The organism is Pseudomonas aeruginosa, from assembly GCF_001457615.1.
Lineage (GTDB): Bacteria > Pseudomonadota > Gammaproteobacteria > Pseudomonadales > Pseudomonadaceae > Pseudomonas > Pseudomonas aeruginosa.
This window is the reverse complement of sequence record NZ_LN831024.1, coordinates 2,916,444-2,932,849: the sequence shown is the minus strand read 5'-3', so window position 1 is coordinate 2,932,849 and position 16,406 is coordinate 2,916,444. Positions and strand designations below refer to the sequence as shown.

General features: G+C 69.1%; 15 protein-coding genes. 9 read left to right on the top strand and 6 right to left on the bottom strand.

Annotation, left to right across the window (positions count from 1 at the left end; genetic code table 11):
• Positions 1-55 precede the first annotated feature (55 nt).
• The 3 genes from AT700_RS13425 (at position 56) to AT700_RS13415 (ending at position 2,749) form a co-directional block, all read left to right on the top strand.
• The gene (locus AT700_RS13425; RefSeq protein ID WP_023087505.1) at positions 56-949 is read left to right on the top strand and encodes a LysR family transcriptional regulator; all 894 of its coding nucleotides are present in this window, start codon (positions 56-58) and stop codon (positions 947-949) included.
• Positions 950-1,052: 103 nt separating this feature from the next.
• Positions 1,053-2,351 (top strand): NAD(P)/FAD-dependent oxidoreductase, encoded by a 1,299-nt coding sequence (locus tag AT700_RS13420; RefSeq protein ID WP_003089406.1) that lies wholly within the window; start codon positions 1,053-1,055, stop codon positions 2,349-2,351.
• Positions 2,352-2,383: 32 nt separating this feature from the next.
• Positions 2,384-2,749, top strand: a complete 366-nt coding sequence (locus tag AT700_RS13415) for a cupin domain-containing protein (protein WP_003089408.1) — start codon at positions 2,384-2,386, stop codon at positions 2,747-2,749.
• Positions 2,750-2,980: 231 nt separating this feature from the next.
• On the opposite strand, the gene gntR is transcribed toward AT700_RS13415, so the two are convergent.
• Positions 2,981-4,012: a LacI family DNA-binding transcriptional regulator GntR gene (gene gntR, locus AT700_RS13410; protein ID WP_003107131.1), complete on the bottom strand. Its 1,032-nt coding sequence runs from the start codon at positions 4,010-4,012 to the stop codon at positions 2,981-2,983.
• A gap of 194 nt (positions 4,013-4,206) precedes the next feature.
• Here gntR and AT700_RS13405 point away from each other — a divergent pair, with 194 nt between their 5' ends.
• The 6 genes from AT700_RS13405 to AT700_RS13385 all read left to right on the top strand — a co-directional run bounded on the left by AT700_RS13405 (position 4,207) and on the right by AT700_RS13385 (position 10,877).
• The gene (locus tag AT700_RS13405; RefSeq protein WP_003107130.1) at positions 4,207-4,728 is read left to right on the top strand and encodes a gluconokinase, GntK/IdnK-type; all 522 of its coding nucleotides are present in this window, start codon (positions 4,207-4,209) and stop codon (positions 4,726-4,728) included.
• A 96-nt stretch (positions 4,729-4,824) separates the two neighbouring features.
• The gene (locus tag AT700_RS13400) at positions 4,825-6,177 is read left to right on the top strand and encodes a GntP family permease (protein WP_003107128.1); all 1,353 of its coding nucleotides are present in this window, start codon (positions 4,825-4,827) and stop codon (positions 6,175-6,177) included.
• A gap of 25 nt (positions 6,178-6,202) precedes the next feature.
• Positions 6,203-6,346, top strand: coding sequence for a hypothetical protein (locus AT700_RS30165; RefSeq protein WP_003089416.1), 144 nt, complete (start codon positions 6,203-6,205; stop codon positions 6,344-6,346).
• 162 nt (positions 6,347-6,508) lie between these two features.
• Complete coding sequence (locus tag AT700_RS13395) at positions 6,509-8,134, top strand: NADP-dependent glyceraldehyde-3-phosphate dehydrogenase (protein ID WP_023087503.1); 1,626 nt, start codon at positions 6,509-6,511, stop codon at positions 8,132-8,134.
• 217 nt (positions 8,135-8,351) lie between these two features.
• On the top strand, positions 8,352-9,611 hold the full coding sequence (locus AT700_RS13390; protein ID WP_003117845.1) for an acyl-CoA dehydrogenase family protein: 1,260 nt from the start codon (positions 8,352-8,354) through the stop codon (positions 9,609-9,611).
• Between the two features lie 30 nt (positions 9,612-9,641).
• Entirely contained in the window at positions 9,642-10,877 is a 1,236-nt protein-coding gene (locus AT700_RS13385; RefSeq protein WP_023115331.1) for an SfnB family sulfur acquisition oxidoreductase, read from the top strand.
• A 60-nt stretch (positions 10,878-10,937) separates the two neighbouring features.
• Here the strand turns inward: AT700_RS13385 and AT700_RS13380 are convergent, their stop codons facing one another.
• From AT700_RS13380 to AT700_RS13360, 5 genes are all read right to left on the bottom strand, one after another.
• Positions 10,938-12,347, bottom strand: coding sequence for an LLM class flavin-dependent oxidoreductase (locus AT700_RS13380; protein WP_003107490.1), 1,410 nt, complete (start codon positions 12,345-12,347; stop codon positions 10,938-10,940).
• A gap of 225 nt (positions 12,348-12,572) precedes the next feature.
• Positions 12,573-13,337 (bottom strand): ABC transporter permease, encoded by a 765-nt coding sequence (locus tag AT700_RS13375; protein WP_003107734.1) that lies wholly within the window; start codon positions 13,335-13,337, stop codon positions 12,573-12,575.
• On the bottom strand, positions 13,334-14,533 hold the full coding sequence (locus AT700_RS13370; RefSeq protein WP_003107732.1) for an ABC transporter substrate-binding protein: 1,200 nt from the start codon (positions 14,531-14,533) through the stop codon (positions 13,334-13,336). The genes AT700_RS13375 and AT700_RS13370 overlap by 4 nt, the downstream gene beginning before the upstream one ends.
• Positions 14,499-15,335, bottom strand: a complete 837-nt coding sequence (locus AT700_RS13365) for an ABC transporter ATP-binding protein (RefSeq protein ID WP_003115101.1) — start codon at positions 15,333-15,335, stop codon at positions 14,499-14,501. The genes AT700_RS13370 and AT700_RS13365 overlap by 35 nt, the downstream gene beginning before the upstream one ends.
• Positions 15,332-16,399 (bottom strand): acyl-CoA dehydrogenase family protein, encoded by a 1,068-nt coding sequence (locus tag AT700_RS13360; protein ID WP_003117847.1) that lies wholly within the window; start codon positions 16,397-16,399, stop codon positions 15,332-15,334. The genes AT700_RS13365 and AT700_RS13360 overlap by 4 nt, the downstream gene beginning before the upstream one ends.
• Positions 16,400-16,406 lie beyond the last annotated feature (7 nt).

Below are 16,406 nucleotides of genomic sequence, written 5' to 3'. Positions count from 1 at the left end.
AGACGGATAGAGTTCCGTTCTATCCGGACCATCATGTCCGTAATCGGAGCCTTGCATGGACAGCCTCAGCGGTTTCACCGTCTTCGTCCGCGTCGCCGAGACCCGCAGCATCGTCGGCGCCGCCCGGACCCTCGGCGTCAGCGCCTCGGCGGTGGGCAAGCGGGTCGCCCGCCTGGAAGAGAAACTCGGCGTGCGCCTGTTCCACCGCAGCACCCGCAGCATCACCCTGACCGCCGAAGGCAGCCTGTTCCTCGAGCGCAGCCGGCGCATCCTGGCCGAGATCGAAGCCACCGAGCTGGAGCTGTCGCAAAGCCGCGAGACCCCGCGCGGGCGCCTGCGGGTCAGCCTGCCTCTGGTCAGCGGGCTGGTCCTGCCGACGCTCGCCGACTTCATGCAGGCCTATCCGGACATCGAGCTAGACCTCGACTTCAGCGATCGCGTGGTGGATGTCGTCGACGAAGGCTTCGACGTGGTCCTGCGCACCGGCCGGCCGGTGGATTCGCGGCTGTCCATGCGCGAACTGGGTGAGTTCCAGCTGAAGCTGGTCGGCTCGCCGGCCTACTTCGCCCGCCACGGCACGCCGCGCTGCCCGGAAGACCTGCTGCGACACACCTGCCTGCACTACCGCTTCCCCAATACCGGCCGCCTCGAGGAATGGCCGCTGCGCCGCGCGGACGGCGAAGCCCCGCCGCAGATTCCGGTGTCGATGGTCTGCAACAACATCGAGACCCGCGTCTGCTTCGCCCTGCGCGACCAGGGCATCGCCTGCCTGCCGGACTTCTCGATCCGCGAGGCGCTGCGCGAAGGACGCCTGGTCAGCGTCCTCGACGCCTTCTGCGAGCGCCGCGCGCGATTCTTCCTGCTCTGGCCGTCCGGCCGCCAGGTCTCGCCCAAGCTGCGCGCCTTCATCGACTTCGTCGCGCCACGGGTGATCGCCACGCTGGGCTGAAGCGCGCCTGGCAGGGCCGGTCAAGCCGGCGGCAGACAGGAACAAGACCGCGGCGGCCACGGAGCGTCTAATAGGTACATCCACCCCTTGCCAGGCCGCATCCATGATCAACATCGAGACGCCGACCTACTACACGGCGACCAAGAAGTACGAATTGTCCTTCCCCTCCCTGGAAACCGACCTGGACGCCGACGTGGTGGTGATCGGCGGCGGCTTCTCCGGGATCAACACCGCGCTTGAGCTGGCCGAGCACGGCATCACCGACATCGTCGTGCTGGAGGCCCGCCACCTCGGCTTCGGCGGTACCGGGCGCAACGGCGGGCAGATCATGGCCGGCATCGGCCACGACCTGGAGAAGATCCGCAAGGACGTCGGCGAGGACGGCCTGCGGGCGATCTTCGAGATCAGCGACCTCGGCGCCGACATCATCAAGGGCCGTATCGAGAAGTACGCCATCGACGCCGACTTCTGCCATGGCTACGGCTACATGGGCTTCAACGCACGCCAGGCGAAGACCCTGCAGGCCTGGGAAAAGGAATTCCGGTCGCTCGGCTCGCCCCATGAGATCCGTTACCTGCACGGTGCCGAGGTGCGCCAGATCATCGGCTCGGACGCCTACGGCAGCGCCCTGCTGCACATGGGCGGCGGCCATGTGCACTCGCTCAACCTGCTGCTCGGCGAAGCCAAGGCGCTGGCCGGCCTCGGCGCACGGATATTCGAATACAGCCCGGCGCTGGAGGTGCAATACGGCGAGCGCATCCGCGTGCGCACGGCCAAGGGCTCGGTCACCGCGAACAAGCTGCTCTGGGCCTGCGACAGCTTCCTCAACCGGCTCGAACCCGAGCTGCACCGCACCACCATCAATACCTACGCGTTCCAGATGATGACCGAACCGCTGCCGGACGAACTGATCCAGCGGATCAGCCCGATCCGCGGCGCCTACAGCGACATCCGCCCGGTCATCGACTACTACCGGGTGACCAACGAGAACCGCCTGCTGTTCGGCGCCGCCACACCCTTCGTCGAACGCATCCCCGGCGACCTCAAGGCCTGGAACCGCAAGCTGATGCTGAAGATCTTCCCCTACCTGGAGCACGTCCGCATCGACCTCGCCTGGGGTGGGCCGATGGCTTGCAGCGCCAACCTGTTCCCGCAGATCGGCAGCCTCTCGGGGCGGCCCAACGCGTTCTTCGTCCAGGGTTATTCCGGGTTCGGCGTGACCCCCAGCCACATCGTCTGCAAGGTCCTCGCCGAAGGCATGAGCGAAGGCTCGGCGCGCTACGACCTGCTCAGCTCGGTGCGCCGCATCCCGATCCACGGCAAGGACCACTTCCGCCCGCTGCTGCTCAGCGCAGGCAAGACCTGGCACCAGCTCTCCGGCTACTGGAACGGCCGGCGCTGAAACCTACCGATCACTCTACAAGGAGCATTCCCATGGCCATTACCGTTATCCGCCACGGCATCACCCTCGACGAACTGGACGCCTGGGGCAGCGTCGCCGACCTCGGCTCGGAGATCCTCGAAGGCGAGGTGAAAGCCTTCGGCAAGATGACCGCAGGAGCCCCCACCGACCCGGTCAGCGCCGCCTACTTCGGCACCACCGCCGGCAAGTTCCGCATGACCTATCCGTTCAGCGAACAGGCCACGGTGGTCAGCGGCGAGGTCCGCCTCACCGACGAGTCCACCGGCCAGAGCACGCTCTACAAGGCCGGCGACAGCTGGTTCGTCAGCAAGGGCACCCCGGTGCTCTGGGAGGTTGCCGACGGCGGCTTCGTCAAGCATTACTACGCGGTGGCTTGAGACACCGAAGAGACGGCGAGCCGTTACGCAAGGCGTGCGCCTGCGGCGCTGCCCAACCCTCGACACGCCCCCGTAGGGCGAATAACCGCTCGCGGTTATCCGCCGTGAAACCCGGCGTAACGGCGGATAGCGCCTGCGGCGCTATTCGCCCTACCCGGCAAGCCGTTACGCCCGGCGGCGCTGCCCAGCGCTCGACATGCCCCTGAACGGCCGCACCGTCGGGCCGCGGGTTCAGGTGCTCTCCCGCGCCATCAGCTCGAACCCCATGTCCAGCGCGCTATCGCGCACCTCCTTGCCGGCGATCAGCGCCAGCAACTGCTCCGCCGCGCGCCGGCCGATGGCTTCGCGCGGGGTGCGGATGCTGCTCAGGCGCGGGACCGTGCAGTCCGAACCCGGCAGGTCGTTGAAACCGAGCACGGCGATCTGTTCCGGCACCTTGACCCCACGGCGCAGGGCCTCCAGCAGCGCGCCCTGGGCCAGGTCGTCGTTGCAGAAGAACACCCCGTCGACCTGCGGCTGGCTGGCCAGCAACTGCACGAAGAGTTCGCCGCCGAGGGCCACCGAGGACGGCCGCGGCGTAAGGATTTCCAGCCCCGGGTCGTAGCAGCCGGCCTTTTGCAAGGCGCGGCGGAACCCCTCGCCGCGCAGCAGGGTGCGCTGGTCGAGCTGGGCGCCGATGTAGGCCAGGCGCCTGCGGCCGCGTGCCAGCAGGTGCTCGGCGGCGGCCTCGCCGGCGCGCAACTGGGAGAAGCCGACGCAATTGAGCCCGGAGCCGGAGTCCAGGTCCATCATGTACACGCAGGGAATGCCGCTGGCCTCGATCATCCGCCGGGCGCTCTCGGTGCGCTCGAAGCCGGTCAGCAGCAGGCCGCGTGGCTGGTAGGCCAGGTAGTTGCGGATCAGGTCCTCTTCCTCGTTGCGCGAGTAGTGGAAGTTGCCGATCAGCACTTCCAGGCCCTGCGGCCGCAGTACCGCGTGGATCGCCTCGAGGGTCTCGATGAACAGCAGGTTGGCCAGCGACGGCACCAGCACCGCCACGCTGTGGCTTTGCGCCGAGGCCAGCGCGCGCGCCGCGGGGTTGGCCACGTAGCCGAGTTCGCGGGCGGCGTCGCGGACCTTCTGCGCCAGTTCTTCGGCGACGCTGGCGACGCCGCGCAACGCGCGCGACGCGGTGATCGGGCTGACCCCGGCGCGGCGCGCGACTTCGTTGAGGGTGGGACGTCCGGTGGTTCGCGTGTTCTTGTCGTTCTTGGTGATGCTCATCGTGGCCTGCTTGCCAAACAAAATTCCAGGCACTAAGGTAGCGCTGTCTCGCGACCTGGGCAATCGCCTGAGGCGGCCTGTCCGCCACTGCCCGCGCGGGATTCGACAGACCACAACGACAAGAAGGCGGAGCCAGGCTCGCGCGATTTTTTCCATGTCGCAAAGACAGCGCTGTCTCACGCTTGAGGTGTTCCATGCATCCACCCCTCCAAGCCCTGGTCATCATGGGTGTCGCCGGTTGCGGCAAGTCCAGCGTCAGCCAGGCCCTCTGCCAGCGCAGCGGCGCCCACGGCATCGAAGGCGACAGCTTCCATCCCGCCGCCAACATCCGCAAGATGAGCGCCGGCATCCCCCTCACCGACGACGACCGCGCCGGCTGGCTGGACACCCTCGCCGAGCAGCTGCGCCAGGCGGTGGCCGCCGGCAAGCTGCCGGTACTGACCTGTTCCGCCCTCAAGCGCGCCTACCGCGACCGGTTGCGCCGCGCGGTGCCCGGCCTCGGCATCGTCTACCTGGAACTGACCCCGGCGGTCGCCGCCGAGCGCGTCGCCCAGCGCCCCGGCCACTTCATGCCGGCGACCCTGATCGACAGCCAGTTCGCCGCCCTCGAGCCGCCGCTCGACGAACCCCTGACCCTGCGCCTGGACGCCACCCTGCCGGTGGAATGCCTGGCGCAGGCCGCCCACGCCTGGTGGCTGGAGCACGCCGCCGCCTGAAGTCTTTCGCTTGTCCGACAAAGATAGCGCTACCCCGAAAAAGCGCTTCAATGAAACAGCAACTCCGGTAGAACAACGACAAAAGGAGAGCCCTCCATGTTCGGCATGTCACACGATGCCTACCTGCTCCTCGACGCCCTGGTGACCATCATCGGCCTGATCGTGCTGATCACCCGCTTCAAGGTGCATCCCTTCATCGCCCTGATCATCGCCGCCGGCTTCCTCGGCCTGACCTCGGGGATGCCGGTGGAGAAGATCGTCAAATCCTTCCAGGACGGCTTCGGCGGCGTGCTCGGCTTCGTCGGCGTGATCCTCGCCCTGGGCACCATGCTCGGCAAGCTGATGGCCGATTCCGGCGGCGCCGACCAGATCGCCCGCACCCTGATCCGCGCCTTCGGCAAGGAGCGGGTGCACTGGTCGATGATGCTCGCCGCGTTCCTGGTGGGCATCCCGCTGTTCTTCGAGATCGGCTTCATCCTGCTGATCCCGCTGGTGTTCATCGTCGCCCGGCGCAGCGGCGTGTCCCTGATCAAGATCGGCATCCCGTTGCTCGCCGGCCTTTCCGCGGTGCACGGTCTGGTGCCGCCGCATCCCGGCCCGCTGCTGGCGATCGGCGTGTTCGGCGCCGACATCGGCAAGACCATCCTCTACGGCCTGATCGTCGCCCTGCCCACCGCCGCCATCGCCGGCCCGCTGTTCGGCGCGCTGGTCTCGCGCTACATACCCGGCACGCCATCGGCGGAACTGGTCGAGCAGATCGCCCACGAGCCCGAGACCCAGGACCTGCCCAGCTTCGGCGTGACCCTGGCGACCGTGCTGCTGCCGGTGTTCCTGATGCTGCTGAAGACCTTCGCCGACGTCGCCTTCCCCGATGGCCACGCGTTCCGCGCCTGGATGGACATGATCGGCCATCCGATCAGCGCCCTGCTCCTGGCCCTGCTGGTGGCGCTCTATACCTTCGGCTACGCCCGTGGCTTCGACTCGAAGAAGATCCTCAGGCTGCTCGACCAGAGCCTGGCACCGACCGCCGCCATCGTGATGATCATCGGCGCCGGCGGCGGCTTCAAGCAGATGCTGGTGGCCAGCGGGGTCGGCGACGTCATCGGCCATCTCGCGGTGAACGCGCAGATCTCGCCGATCCTGCTGGCCTGGCTGGTGGCCGCGGTGATCCGCATCGCCACCGGCTCGGCCACCGTCGCCACCATCACCGGGGCCGGCATCGTGGTGCCGGTGATCGACCTGATTCCCGGCGTCAACCGCGAGTTGCTGGTGCTCGCCACCGGCGCCGGCTCGCTGATCCTCTCCCATGTCAACGACGCCGGGTTCTGGCTGGTCAAGCAGTACTTCAACATGAGCGTCAGCGAGACCTTCAAGACCTGGACCGCGATGGAGACCATCCTCTCCGTGGTCGGCCTGGTCTTCATCCTGTTGCTGTCGCTGGTGCTCTGAGCACCAGCCCGACCGGAGCTCAGCCATGACCGAACCAATGCAACGCCCCGACCACGAAGCCTCGCGCTGGCCGCGCGACTTCGATATCCGCCAGCGCTATGCCGAGCAGCAGGAACTGCTTGAGCCACCGCCGGCGCGGCCCCGCGAAGAGCCTACCGCCGACGCCTGAAGCCAGCCGGCGCCATGCCTTTGCTCCCGCCCCCACGAAGCGGGAGCAAAGGCTGATTTCCGGCAAGGGCGCGACGGTTTTCCTGCTGAAACGATTTACCTTCGATCCGGACCGCGCTACAACAGTCCCACGCCTTTCATCCACGTCATTCGAGGACCCGCCATGACCGCCCCGCTCCACCTCGATTCGCTGTTTCCCAGCCTCGACGCCATTCCCGAGCAGTACCGCCCCGACGCCCCCATCGAGCAGCGCGACTACCTGGTCGACGGCCAACTGCGATATTGGGACGGCCCGCTGGCGCCGGTACGCAGCCCGGTATTCCTCGCCGAGGCCGACGGCGAGCGCCAGGTGATCCTCGGCAGCACCCCGCTGCTCGACGCCGACGCCGCGCTCGCCGCGCTCGACGCCGCGGTGCGGGCCTACGACCACGGCCAGGGCCTGTGGCCGAACCTGCGGGTGGCCGAGCGCATCCAGCACGTCGAACGCTTCCTGGCGCGGATGCGCGAGCAACGCGAGGCGGTGGTCAAGCTGCTGATGTGGGAAATCGGCAAGAACCTCAAGGACTCCGAGAAAGAGTTCGACCGCACCTGCGACTACATCGTCGATACCATCGAAGCGCTGAAGGAACTCGACCGCCGCTCCAGCCGTTTCGAACTGGAACAGGGCACCCTCGGCCAGATCCGCCGGGTTCCGCTGGGCGTGGCGCTGTGCATGGGGCCGTACAACTACCCGCTGAACGAAACCTTCACCACCCTGATCCCGGCGCTGATCATGGGCAATACGGTGGTGTTCAAGCCGGCCAAGTTCGGCGTGCTGCTGATCCGCCCGTTGCTGGAAGCCTTCCGCGACAGCTTCCCGCCAGGAGTGATCAACGTCATCTACGGGCGCGGCCGGGAAACCGTGTCGGCGCTGATGGCCAGCGGCAAGGTCGACGTGTTCGCCTTCATCGGCACCCATTCCGGCGCCAGCGACCTGAAGAAGCTGCACCCCCGCCCGCACCGCCTGCGCGCCGCCCTCGGCCTGGACGCGAAGAACCCGGGCATCGTCCTGCCGCAGGTCGACCTGGACAACGCGGTGAACGAGGCGGTCACCGGCGCGCTGTCCTTCAACGGCCAGCGCTGCACCGCGCTGAAGATCCTGTTCGTCCACGAAAGCGTGCTGCGACCGTTCCTCGACAAGTTCAGCGCGCGCCTGGCCAGCCTCAAGCCGGGCATGCCGTGGGAACCGGGAGTGGCGCTGACGCCGCTGCCGGAGCCGGGCAAGGTCGACTATCTCGAAGGCCTGCTGAACGACGCCCTGGCCAAGGGCGCACGAGTGGTCAATGCGGGCGGCGGCGAGCATCGGCAAAGTTTCTTCTACCCCGCTCTGCTGAGTCCGGTGAGCCCGGACATGCGCCTCTACCACGAGGAGCAGTTCGGTCCGCTGGTGCCGGTGGTGCCCTATCGCGAGCTGGACGAGGTGATCGACTACGTCCTGCGCTCCGACTACGGCCAGCAGTTGAGCCTGTTCGGCAACGACCCGGCGCAGATCGGCCGGCTGGTCGACGCCTTCGCCAACCAGGTCGGCAGGATCAACGTCAACGCCCAGTGCCAGCGCGGCCCGGACAGCTACCCGTTCAACGGCCGGAAGAATTCGGCGGAAGGCACCCTGTCGGTCCATGACGCGCTGCGGGTGTTCTCCATCCGCACCCTGGTGGCGACCCGCGACACCGAGGCGAACAAGACCCTGGTCAGCGAGATCATCCGCAACCGCGCGTCGAACTTCCTCACCACCGACTACATCTTCTGAAGCGCCTGTCCCTCTCCCGCCGGGAGAGGGACCTGCCGCCACCTCCCCCACTGTCCGCCAGGCAGCAGCCGCGCAACAGGCTGCCGCCCCGGCAACACCTCCTGCTCGCGCGAACCCGCGCAACCAGTGGCCTGCGCGGGTCGGCACAGGCTGTGCAACGGCCCGGACTCCAGGGTAGCCGTCGACCGGACGGCCCCGCTGCCTACCAGGAGTCCGCATGAACGCCCGCGTCCATCCCGAAGCCACCGCCGCCAGTCTCTCCGAAGGCGCCGACTACGAACTGCTCGCCCAGCGTTTCCGACCGATCTTCGCGCGCATCGCCGAAGGCGCCGTCGAGCGCGAACGGCAACGCGAACTGCCCCACGAGGCGATCGCCTGGCTCAAGCAGGCCGGCTTCGGCGCCGTGCGCGTGCCGCGCGAGCACGGCGGCGCCGGCGCCTCGCTGCCGCAGTTGGTTCAGTTGCTGATCGAACTGGCCGAGGCCGACTCCAACATCACCCAGGCCCTGCGCGGCCACTTCGCCTTCGTCGAGGACCGTCTCAATGCCGAGCCCGGCCCTGGCCGCGACCGTTGGCTGCGGCGCTTCGTCGAGGGCGACCTGGTCGGCTGCGCCTGGACCGAGGTCGGTTCGGTACGGCTGGGCGAAGTGCTCACCCGCGTCTCGCGCAAGGACGACGGTCGCTGGGTGGTGAACGGCAGCAAGTACTACAGCACCGGCAGCCTCTTCTCCGACTGGATCGATCTGTATGCCCAGCGCGACGACACCGGCGCCGACGTGATCGCGGCGATCCGCACCGACCAGCCCGGCGTGCGCCAGAGCGACGACTGGGACGGCTTCGGCCAGCGCACCACCGGCAGCGGCACGTCGCTGTTCGAGGACGCCGAGGTGGAGGAAGAGAACCTCATCGACTTCGCCAGCCGCTTCAAGTACCAGACCGCGTTCTACCAGTTGGTCCTGCTCGCGGTGCTGGCCGGCACCGGCCGCGCCGCCTTGCGCGACGTCGCCGCCGAGGTGCGCGGGCGGACCCGTATCTACAGCCACGGCAATGCCCCGCGAGTCAGCCAGGATCCCCAGGTGCAGCAGGTGGTCGGGCGCATCGCCGCGCGCGTCTACGCCGCCGAGGCGGCCACCCTGCGCGCCGCCGAAGCGGCCCAGCGCGCCTACCTGGCGCGCTTCGTAGGCGACCCGCAGGCGGAGAAGGAGGCCAATATCGCCGCCGAGATCGAATCGGCCAAGGCCCAGGCGATCGTCGCCGAACTGGTGTTGCAGGCCACCAGCGAGCTGTTCGACGCCAGCGGCGCTTCCGCCGTCGGCCGCGGCAAGCAGCTCGACCGCCACTGGCGCAATGCGCGCACCGCCGCCTCGCACAATCCCCTGATCTACAAGCAACGGATCGTCGGCGACTGGGAGATCAACGGCAGCGAGCCGCCCTACGTCTGGCAGATCGGCAGCGGTCCGGCCACGGCGTCCCGCTGAACCTCGCCCATCCCATCGCAAGGAGTTGCCATGAGCGCACTGGAAAAGAACGCCGCCGATCCCTATCGGCAACCGCTGCCACGGACCCCGGCCCGGCGCATCGCCGACGACGCCGAGGCGATCCGCGTCGCCCGCGAACTGGCCGGGCTGTTCGCCGAGGAAGCCTCGCTGCGCGACCGCCAGCGCCGGCTGCCGGTGGCCGAACTGGAAGCCTTCTCGCAGAGCGGCCTATGGGGCATCAGCGTACCGCGCGCCTACGGCGGCGCCGAGGTCGGCTACCGGACCCTGGCCGAAGTACTGAAGACCATCGCCGCGGTAGACCCGTCCCTGGCGCAGTTGCCGCAGAACCACCTGGCGGTGCTCGACCATTTGCGCCTGGACGGCAGCGAGGAGCAGAAACGCTTCTTCTACGGCCTGGTGCTAGACGGCGTGCGCTTCGGCAACGCCTTCTCCGAACGCCACAGCCGTACCGTCGCCGAATTCCAGACACGAGTCCTGGCGGATGGCGACGGGTTCCGCATCGACGGCCGCAAGTTCTATTCGAGCGGCGCCCTGCTCGCCCACTGGGTACCGGCCGTCGGCCTCGACGCCGAGCAGCGCGCGCACCTGGCGTTCATCCCGCGCGACGCGCCGGGGCTGACGGTGATCGACGACTGGTCCGGCTTCGGCCAGCGCACCACCGCCAGCGGCACCGTCATCCTGGACAACGTGCGGGTGCCGGCCGAGCACGTCATCCCGGTGCACCGCGCCTTCGACCGCCCCACCGCCGCCGGCGCCGTATCGCAGTTCATCCAGGCCGCCATCGACGCCGGCATCGCCCGTGGCATCCTCGCCGAGACCGTGCAGCAGGTGCGCCGCCACGCGCGGCCATGGATAGACGCCAACCAGCAGCATGCCTGGGAAGACCCCTACACCATCCAGCAGGTCGGCGACCTGCGCATCCGCGTGCGCGCCGCGGAAGCCGTGCTCGACCTGGCGGGCGACGCCATCGAAGCGGCGCTCGCCGCCCCCGACGAGGAGAGCGTGGCCGCCGCCTCGATCGCCGTGGCCGAGGCCAAGGTGCTCACCACCGAAGCCGCCCTGCTCGCCGCCAACCGGCTGTTCGAACTGGCCGGCACGCGCTCGACCCTGGAGGAACTCAATCTCGACCGCCACTGGCGCAACGCCCGCACCCACACCCTGCATGACCCGGTGCGCTGGAAATACCATGCCATCGGCAACTACCAGTTGAATGGGGTGAAGCCACCGCGGCACGCCTGGCTCTAGGAGCCGTCCCGGGCCCTGGGGCGGATATCGCCACCGGCGTCATCCCGCCGTCCGCCCAGGTCAGGCCGGCAGCGCGTTGCGCCCGGCCTCCTTCTCCCAGAGCGCCCGCAGGTCGCGATAGCCGGCCGCCGGATGGGAATCCGGCAGCCGCGGGCCGTCGCCGAACAACTTCTCGCGCAGAGTCCCCGGCGCATATTCGGTCTTGTACACCCCGCGCTTCTGCAACTCCGGCACCAGCAATTCGACCACGTCGCTGAAGGTTTCGTGGGCCAGCGCATAGGCCAGGTTGAAGCCATCCACGTCGGTGTCCTCCACCCACTCCTGCAACAGGTCGGCGACGGTCGCCGGGCTGCCGACGAACAGCGGGCCGAAGCCGCCGATACCGACCCAGTCGGCCAGCTCGCGGACCGTCCAGGTGCGCGTCGGATCGGCGCTGGAAAACGCTTCCACCGCCGATTGGATCGCATTGGTGTGGATGTGCCGCAGCACCTGATCCGGCCGATACTGGCCGAAGTCGATCCCGGTCCAGCCGGAGATCAGCGCCAGGGCCCCTTCGTAGCTGACGAAGGCGCGGTATTCGTCGAACTTGGCCCTGGCCTTGGCGTCGGTTTCGCCCAGCACCACCGTCTGCAGGTTGAACACCAGTACCTTGCGCGGATCGCGGCCGGCCTCGGCGACGCGCTGGCGGATGTCGGCGACCGCCTGCTTGAGCACGGTCTTCGATGGCGCGGCGACGAACACGCACTCGGCGTGCTCGGCGGCGAAGCGCTTGCCACGACTCGACGCGCCGGCCTGGTAGAGCACCGGCGTGCGCTGCGGCGACGGTTCGCAGAGATGGATGCCGGGTACCTGGAAGTGCTCGCCGACATGGCGGATCTCGTGAATCTTGCCCGGGTCGCTGAAGATCCTTCGGCGACGGTCGCGGAGCACCGCGCCGTCCTCCCAACTGCCTTCGAAGAGCTTGTAGAGCACCTGGAGGTATTCGTCGGCATAGTCGTAGCGGCGGTCGTGGTCGAGCTGGGCCTGCTGGCCGAGGTTGCGCGCGCCGCTTTCCAGGTAGGAGGTCACTACGTTCCAGCCGATCCGGCCCTTGGTCAGGTGGTCCAGGGTCGAGAGTCGGCGGGCGAAGGGATAGGGATGCTCGAAGGACAGCGAGGCGGTCAGGCCGAAGCCCAGGTGGCGAGTCACCGCGGCCATCGGCGTGATCAGCGCCAGCGGGTCGTTCACCGGTACCTGGGCGGCCTGGCGGATCGCCGCGTCGCCATTGCCGTCGAGCACATCGTAGATGCCCAGCACGTCGGCGATGAACAGTCCGTCGAAACGGCCGCGTTCGAGCAACCGCGCCAGGTCGGTCCAGTACTCCAGGTCCTTGTACTGCGAGGAGCGGTCGCGCGGATGCGCCCAGAGGCCGGGCGACTGGTGGCCGACACAGTTCATTTCGAAGGCGTTGAGACGGATTTCGCGCGGCATGGGGACTCCTTGGCTTGCCTGTGCATCCGGCACCCCGTGCACAGCCCGTGCCGGGCCGCGGGGCCGCGCCGGACAAGGCCTGGGTGGCAAGCCCCTGTCGCTGTGCGGGCGCAACTGCTGGGCAAGTGTTGGTGGATCAACACATTCGCCCGCCCCACCCGAGCCCCGAACCCCGTAGGGCGAATAGCGCCCCGGCGCTATCCGCCAGCGCACCGGTACCTCGCCCTACCCGAGCGCCCCGTGCGCCCAGCGCCGGTAGAGTCCGCGCGCCGCCGCGTCGAGCAGGTAGCCGAGCAGGCCGATCAGCAGCACCATCGCCATCAGCTCGGAGTACGCCAGGCGGTCGCGGGTGTCGAGGATGTAGTAGCCGAGCCCGGCGCTGACGCCAAGCATCTCGCAGGGCACCAGGACGATCCAGAGGATGCCGATGGCCAGGCGCACGCCGGTCAGCACATGGCCGAGGATGCCCGGCAGGATCACCCGGCGCAGGGTTTCCCAGGGCGTGGCGGCGAGGCTGCGGCTCAGTTGCAGCCAGCGCGGGTCGAGCTGGCGCACGCCGGCGGCGGTATTCAGCAGGATCGGCCAGAGCGCGGCGAAGGCCAGCAGGAAATAGATCGGCTGGTCGCCCACGCCCATCAGCATCACCGCGATGGGCATCCACGACAGCGGCGAGATCATCCGCAGGAACTGGAACGCCGGAGTGGTCGCCGCTTCCAGGTTGCGCGAGGCGCCCACCAGCAGCCCCAGCGGCACTCCCACCAGCAGCGCCAGGAACAAGCCCAGCAGGACCCGTTTCAGGCTCACCAGCACGTGCTCGTAGAGTTCGCGGCGTTCCAGCAGTTCACCCAGGCTGAGCAACGTCGCCTGCGGCGAGAAGCGTGCCGAAAGGCCGTCGGCGGCGCCGAACAGGGCCACGCCGAGCCACCACAGGGCGAACAGCGTCAACAGCCCGGCGACGCCTAGCGCGCCCTGGCGCAGCGTCTGCCTCACGGGCTGATCTCCTCGCTGCGCTGGAAGCCCTCGGCGAGGCCGAACGCCTGCAACCCGCCGACCTCTGCCAGGGCCTGGCGGACGAAGCGGTCGTCCACCAGGTCACTGGCCACCTGGCGCGGATCGAGGCTGGCGAGGAAGGCATTATTGCCTTCGATCAGGGTGTCCTTCAGCCGCCGCACCAGTTCCTCGGTATAGCTCGGATAGGGATAGGGCTGGAAGTCGATGCGCCGCTCCTGCCAGTCGGCGTGGCGGATCGCGCCGCTGGCGAGATAGGCCTGCTGCTCCTCGGCGCCCGGCGCCAGCACCCGGCCGAGGACCTCCGGTGCGTGCGGCGTATAGCGGTTGGCTCCGGCCTTGGACAGCAACTGTGCGGCCTCGGCGCGGTGCTCGCGAGTCCATAGCTGGGCCTTGACGATGGCGTTGACCACCTTTTGCGACCACTGCGGCCGCCGCTCCAGGTCGTGTTCGTGCATGAACACCACGCAGCAGGCGTGGTTGCGCCAGACATCGCCGGTGAAGCGCTGTACCCGGCCGACCTTGAGGTTCTCCGCCAGGGCGTTGAACGGCTCGGCGACGATGTAGCCGTGGATGCGCTTGCTGGCCAGCGCCGGTGGCATGTCCGAAGGCGGCAGCACCACCAGGTTGACCTCGTCGGCGGCCAGCGCCGCGCCCACCGCACGGCTCACCGCGCGCAGGCCGTTGTCGCGCAGCAATTGCTGCAACACCACGTTGTGGATCGAGTACCAGAACGGGATCGCCACGCTCTTGCCGCCGAGCTGGCGCACGTCGGCGATCTCCGGAGCCACCGTGAGCCCCGAGCCGCCGACGTGGTTCCAGGCCACCACCTTGGCCGGCACCTTGCTGCCGTAGCGGGCCCAGACGGTCATCGGCGACAGCAGGTGGATGACGTTGACCTGGCCGGAGATGAACGCCTCGATCACCTGCGCCCAGCTACGCAACAGCACCGGCCGTTCGGCCTGGATGCCCTCGGCCTCGAACAGGCCGTTGGCATGGGCCACCAGCAAGGGCGTGGCGTCGGTGATCGGCAGGTAGCCGATGCGCACCGGCGCGTCGGGTTCGGCGGCGGCACGCGCCTGCAGGCTGCTCAGCAGCGGCAACGCGCCGGCAGCGCTGAGCAGCGCGGCGAGCTTGAGGATGTCACGTCGGGAATGGGTCGGGTCGTCCAGGCACATGGGAGGCCTCCGGCTGAGCGATGGGATGGGCATGGGTGCGGCTCGCCCGCCGTAGGGTTTTCAGGATCTCGATGCGCAACGCGCCCAGTTCCTCGACCAGCTCCGCGCGTGGCTGCGGCAGGTCGATGCGCCACTCGCCGAGGGTCCGCGCCGGGCTGTCACCCAGTAGCAGGATGCGTTCGGAGAGCAGCAGGGCCTCGTCGATATCGTGGGTGATCAGGACCACGGCGGTGCCGCGCTCGTGGATCGCCCGCAGCAGCAGCTGCTGCATGTCGGCGCGGGTCACTTCGTCCAGCGCGCCGAAAGGTTCGTCGAGCAGCAGCACCTTCGGCTGCCGCGCCAGGCAGCGGGCCAGCGCGGTGCGCTGGGCCATGCCGCCGGAGAGTTGCGCCGGGTAGCGGGCACGGGCGTGCTCCAGGCCGACCGCGGCGATCGCCTGGTCGACGCGGGCCTGGCGGGTGGCCGCGTCGAGGTGCGGCTGGCGGGCGAAATCGAGGCCGAAGGCGACGTTCTTCTCCAGGTTCAGCCAGGGCAGCAGGCTGGGGTCCTGGAACGCCACCGCGACGCCCGGATGCGGTCCGCGCAGGGGCTCGCCGAGTACCCGCACGCTGCCGGCGGCCGGCTCCTGCAGGCCGGCCAGCACGCGCAGCAGGCTGGACTTGCCGACGCCGCTGGGACCGAGGATCGAGACCACCTCGCCGGCGCCCAGGCGCAATTCGAAATCGCCGAGCACCGCCTGCCAGCCGGCACCGCGCGGATAGCCGAGGGCGATCCCGCGAGCGTCGAGGAGCGCCTCGCTCATGCCTTGGCCTCGGCCTGGCGTTGCAGTTCGGCGCGCAGTTGCACCAGGCTCGGCGTAACGATCGGGACGAACGCCGACTCGCGCCAGCGGCGGGCGAAACCGGCGCCGTGCTCGCTCAGGTAGGCCTTGCCGCCGCTGGCCTGCAACTCCAGTTGCACGGCATTGGCGGCGGCTTCGGCGAGCCCGATGCGGATGCGGAACAGGCGTGCCGGCTGGCTGGCGAACTCGCCGCTGGCCAGTCCGGCGTGCAGCGCCGCCACGTGTCCGTCGAGGGTTTCGCGCTGTGCCGCCAGCTCGCCATCCAGGAGCGAACGGCTGCCGCCCAGGTGCCGCTGCACTTCGTCCAGTGCGCGGCGCGCCAGGCCGATGGCCATGCCGCATTGCAGGCCGAGGAAGGCCGGGCGCACCCGTGGCAGGAACTGCCGGGCGTCGTCGTGCAACAGCCAGTCGCGCCCGACCGCCACCGCGCGCAGATCGAGGGCGGCGGTGTTGCTGCATTGCAGGCCGAGCAGGCGCAGGTCCGCCGAGCGCTGCAAGCCGGCGAGGCCTTCGGGAATCGCCAGGACGAAGGGCTTGCCGCCCTCCCCGTGTTCGATCGCCGCCGCCACCACGAAATCGCCGCTGCGCAGGTTGGTCACCCACGGCAGGCGACCGTCCAGGCGCCAGCCGGCCTCCTCCGCGTGCGCCACCACCTGCAGCGCCTCGATCCCGGAAAGGAACTTCATCGCGTTGGACAACCCGGTGGCGCCGGCCAGGCGGCCGGCCAGCAGGTCGCCGAGCAGGCGTTGGCGCAGTTCCTGGTTGGGACTCTGCAACAGGTACTCGATGAAGGCGCGCTGGCCCCAGAAGACGAACGCCGCGGTCAGCGAGCGCGCCGCCACTGCGGCCACCCGCTCCACCGCGTCGGCGAGCGTGCCGCCGGCGCCGCCGAGGCGTTCCTCCACCGCCACGCCGAGCACGCCGGCGGCGGCCAGGCGCGGCAGCAGCGCGGCGGGATCGGCGTCGCCGCGGTCGAGGGCGTCGGCCTGGCGGTCGAGCCAGTCGCTCAGGGTCGGGTCAAGCATGGTCGTC

Excerpts from the sequence above, each read along its gene's own strand:
- AT700_RS13380 (WP_003107490.1), bottom strand. The coding sequence starts at position 12,347 with ATGCCGCGCGAAATCCGTCTCAACGCCTTCGAAATGAACTGTGTCGGC.
- AT700_RS13360 (WP_003117847.1), bottom strand. The coding sequence starts at position 16,399 with ATGCTTGACCCGACCCTGAGCGACTGGCTCGACCGCCAGGCCGACGCC.
- AT700_RS13405 (WP_003107130.1), top strand. The coding sequence starts at position 4,207 with ATGCATCCACCCCTCCAAGCCCTGGTCATCATGGGTGTCGCCGGTTGC.
- AT700_RS13420 (WP_003089406.1), top strand. The coding sequence starts at position 1,053 with ATGATCAACATCGAGACGCCGACCTACTACACGGCGACCAAGAAGTAC.
- AT700_RS30165 (WP_003089416.1), top strand. The coding sequence starts at position 6,203 with ATGACCGAACCAATGCAACGCCCCGACCACGAAGCCTCGCGCTGGCCG.
- AT700_RS13400 (WP_003107128.1), top strand. The coding sequence starts at position 4,825 with ATGTTCGGCATGTCACACGATGCCTACCTGCTCCTCGACGCCCTGGTG.
- AT700_RS13415 (WP_003089408.1), top strand. The coding sequence starts at position 2,384 with ATGGCCATTACCGTTATCCGCCACGGCATCACCCTCGACGAACTGGAC.
- AT700_RS13390 (WP_003117845.1), top strand. The coding sequence starts at position 8,352 with ATGAACGCCCGCGTCCATCCCGAAGCCACCGCCGCCAGTCTCTCCGAA.
- AT700_RS13370 (WP_003107732.1), bottom strand. The coding sequence starts at position 14,533 with ATGTGCCTGGACGACCCGACCCATTCCCGACGTGACATCCTCAAGCTC.
- gntR (WP_003107131.1), bottom strand. The coding sequence starts at position 4,012 with ATGAGCATCACCAAGAACGACAAGAACACGCGAACCACCGGACGTCCC.
- AT700_RS13425 (WP_023087505.1), top strand. The coding sequence starts at position 56 with ATGGACAGCCTCAGCGGTTTCACCGTCTTCGTCCGCGTCGCCGAGACC.
- AT700_RS13385 (WP_023115331.1), top strand. The coding sequence starts at position 9,642 with ATGAGCGCACTGGAAAAGAACGCCGCCGATCCCTATCGGCAACCGCTG.
- AT700_RS13395 (WP_023087503.1), top strand. The coding sequence starts at position 6,509 with ATGACCGCCCCGCTCCACCTCGATTCGCTGTTTCCCAGCCTCGACGCC.
- AT700_RS13365 (WP_003115101.1), bottom strand. The coding sequence starts at position 15,335 with ATGAGCGAGGCGCTCCTCGACGCTCGCGGGATCGCCCTCGGCTATCCG.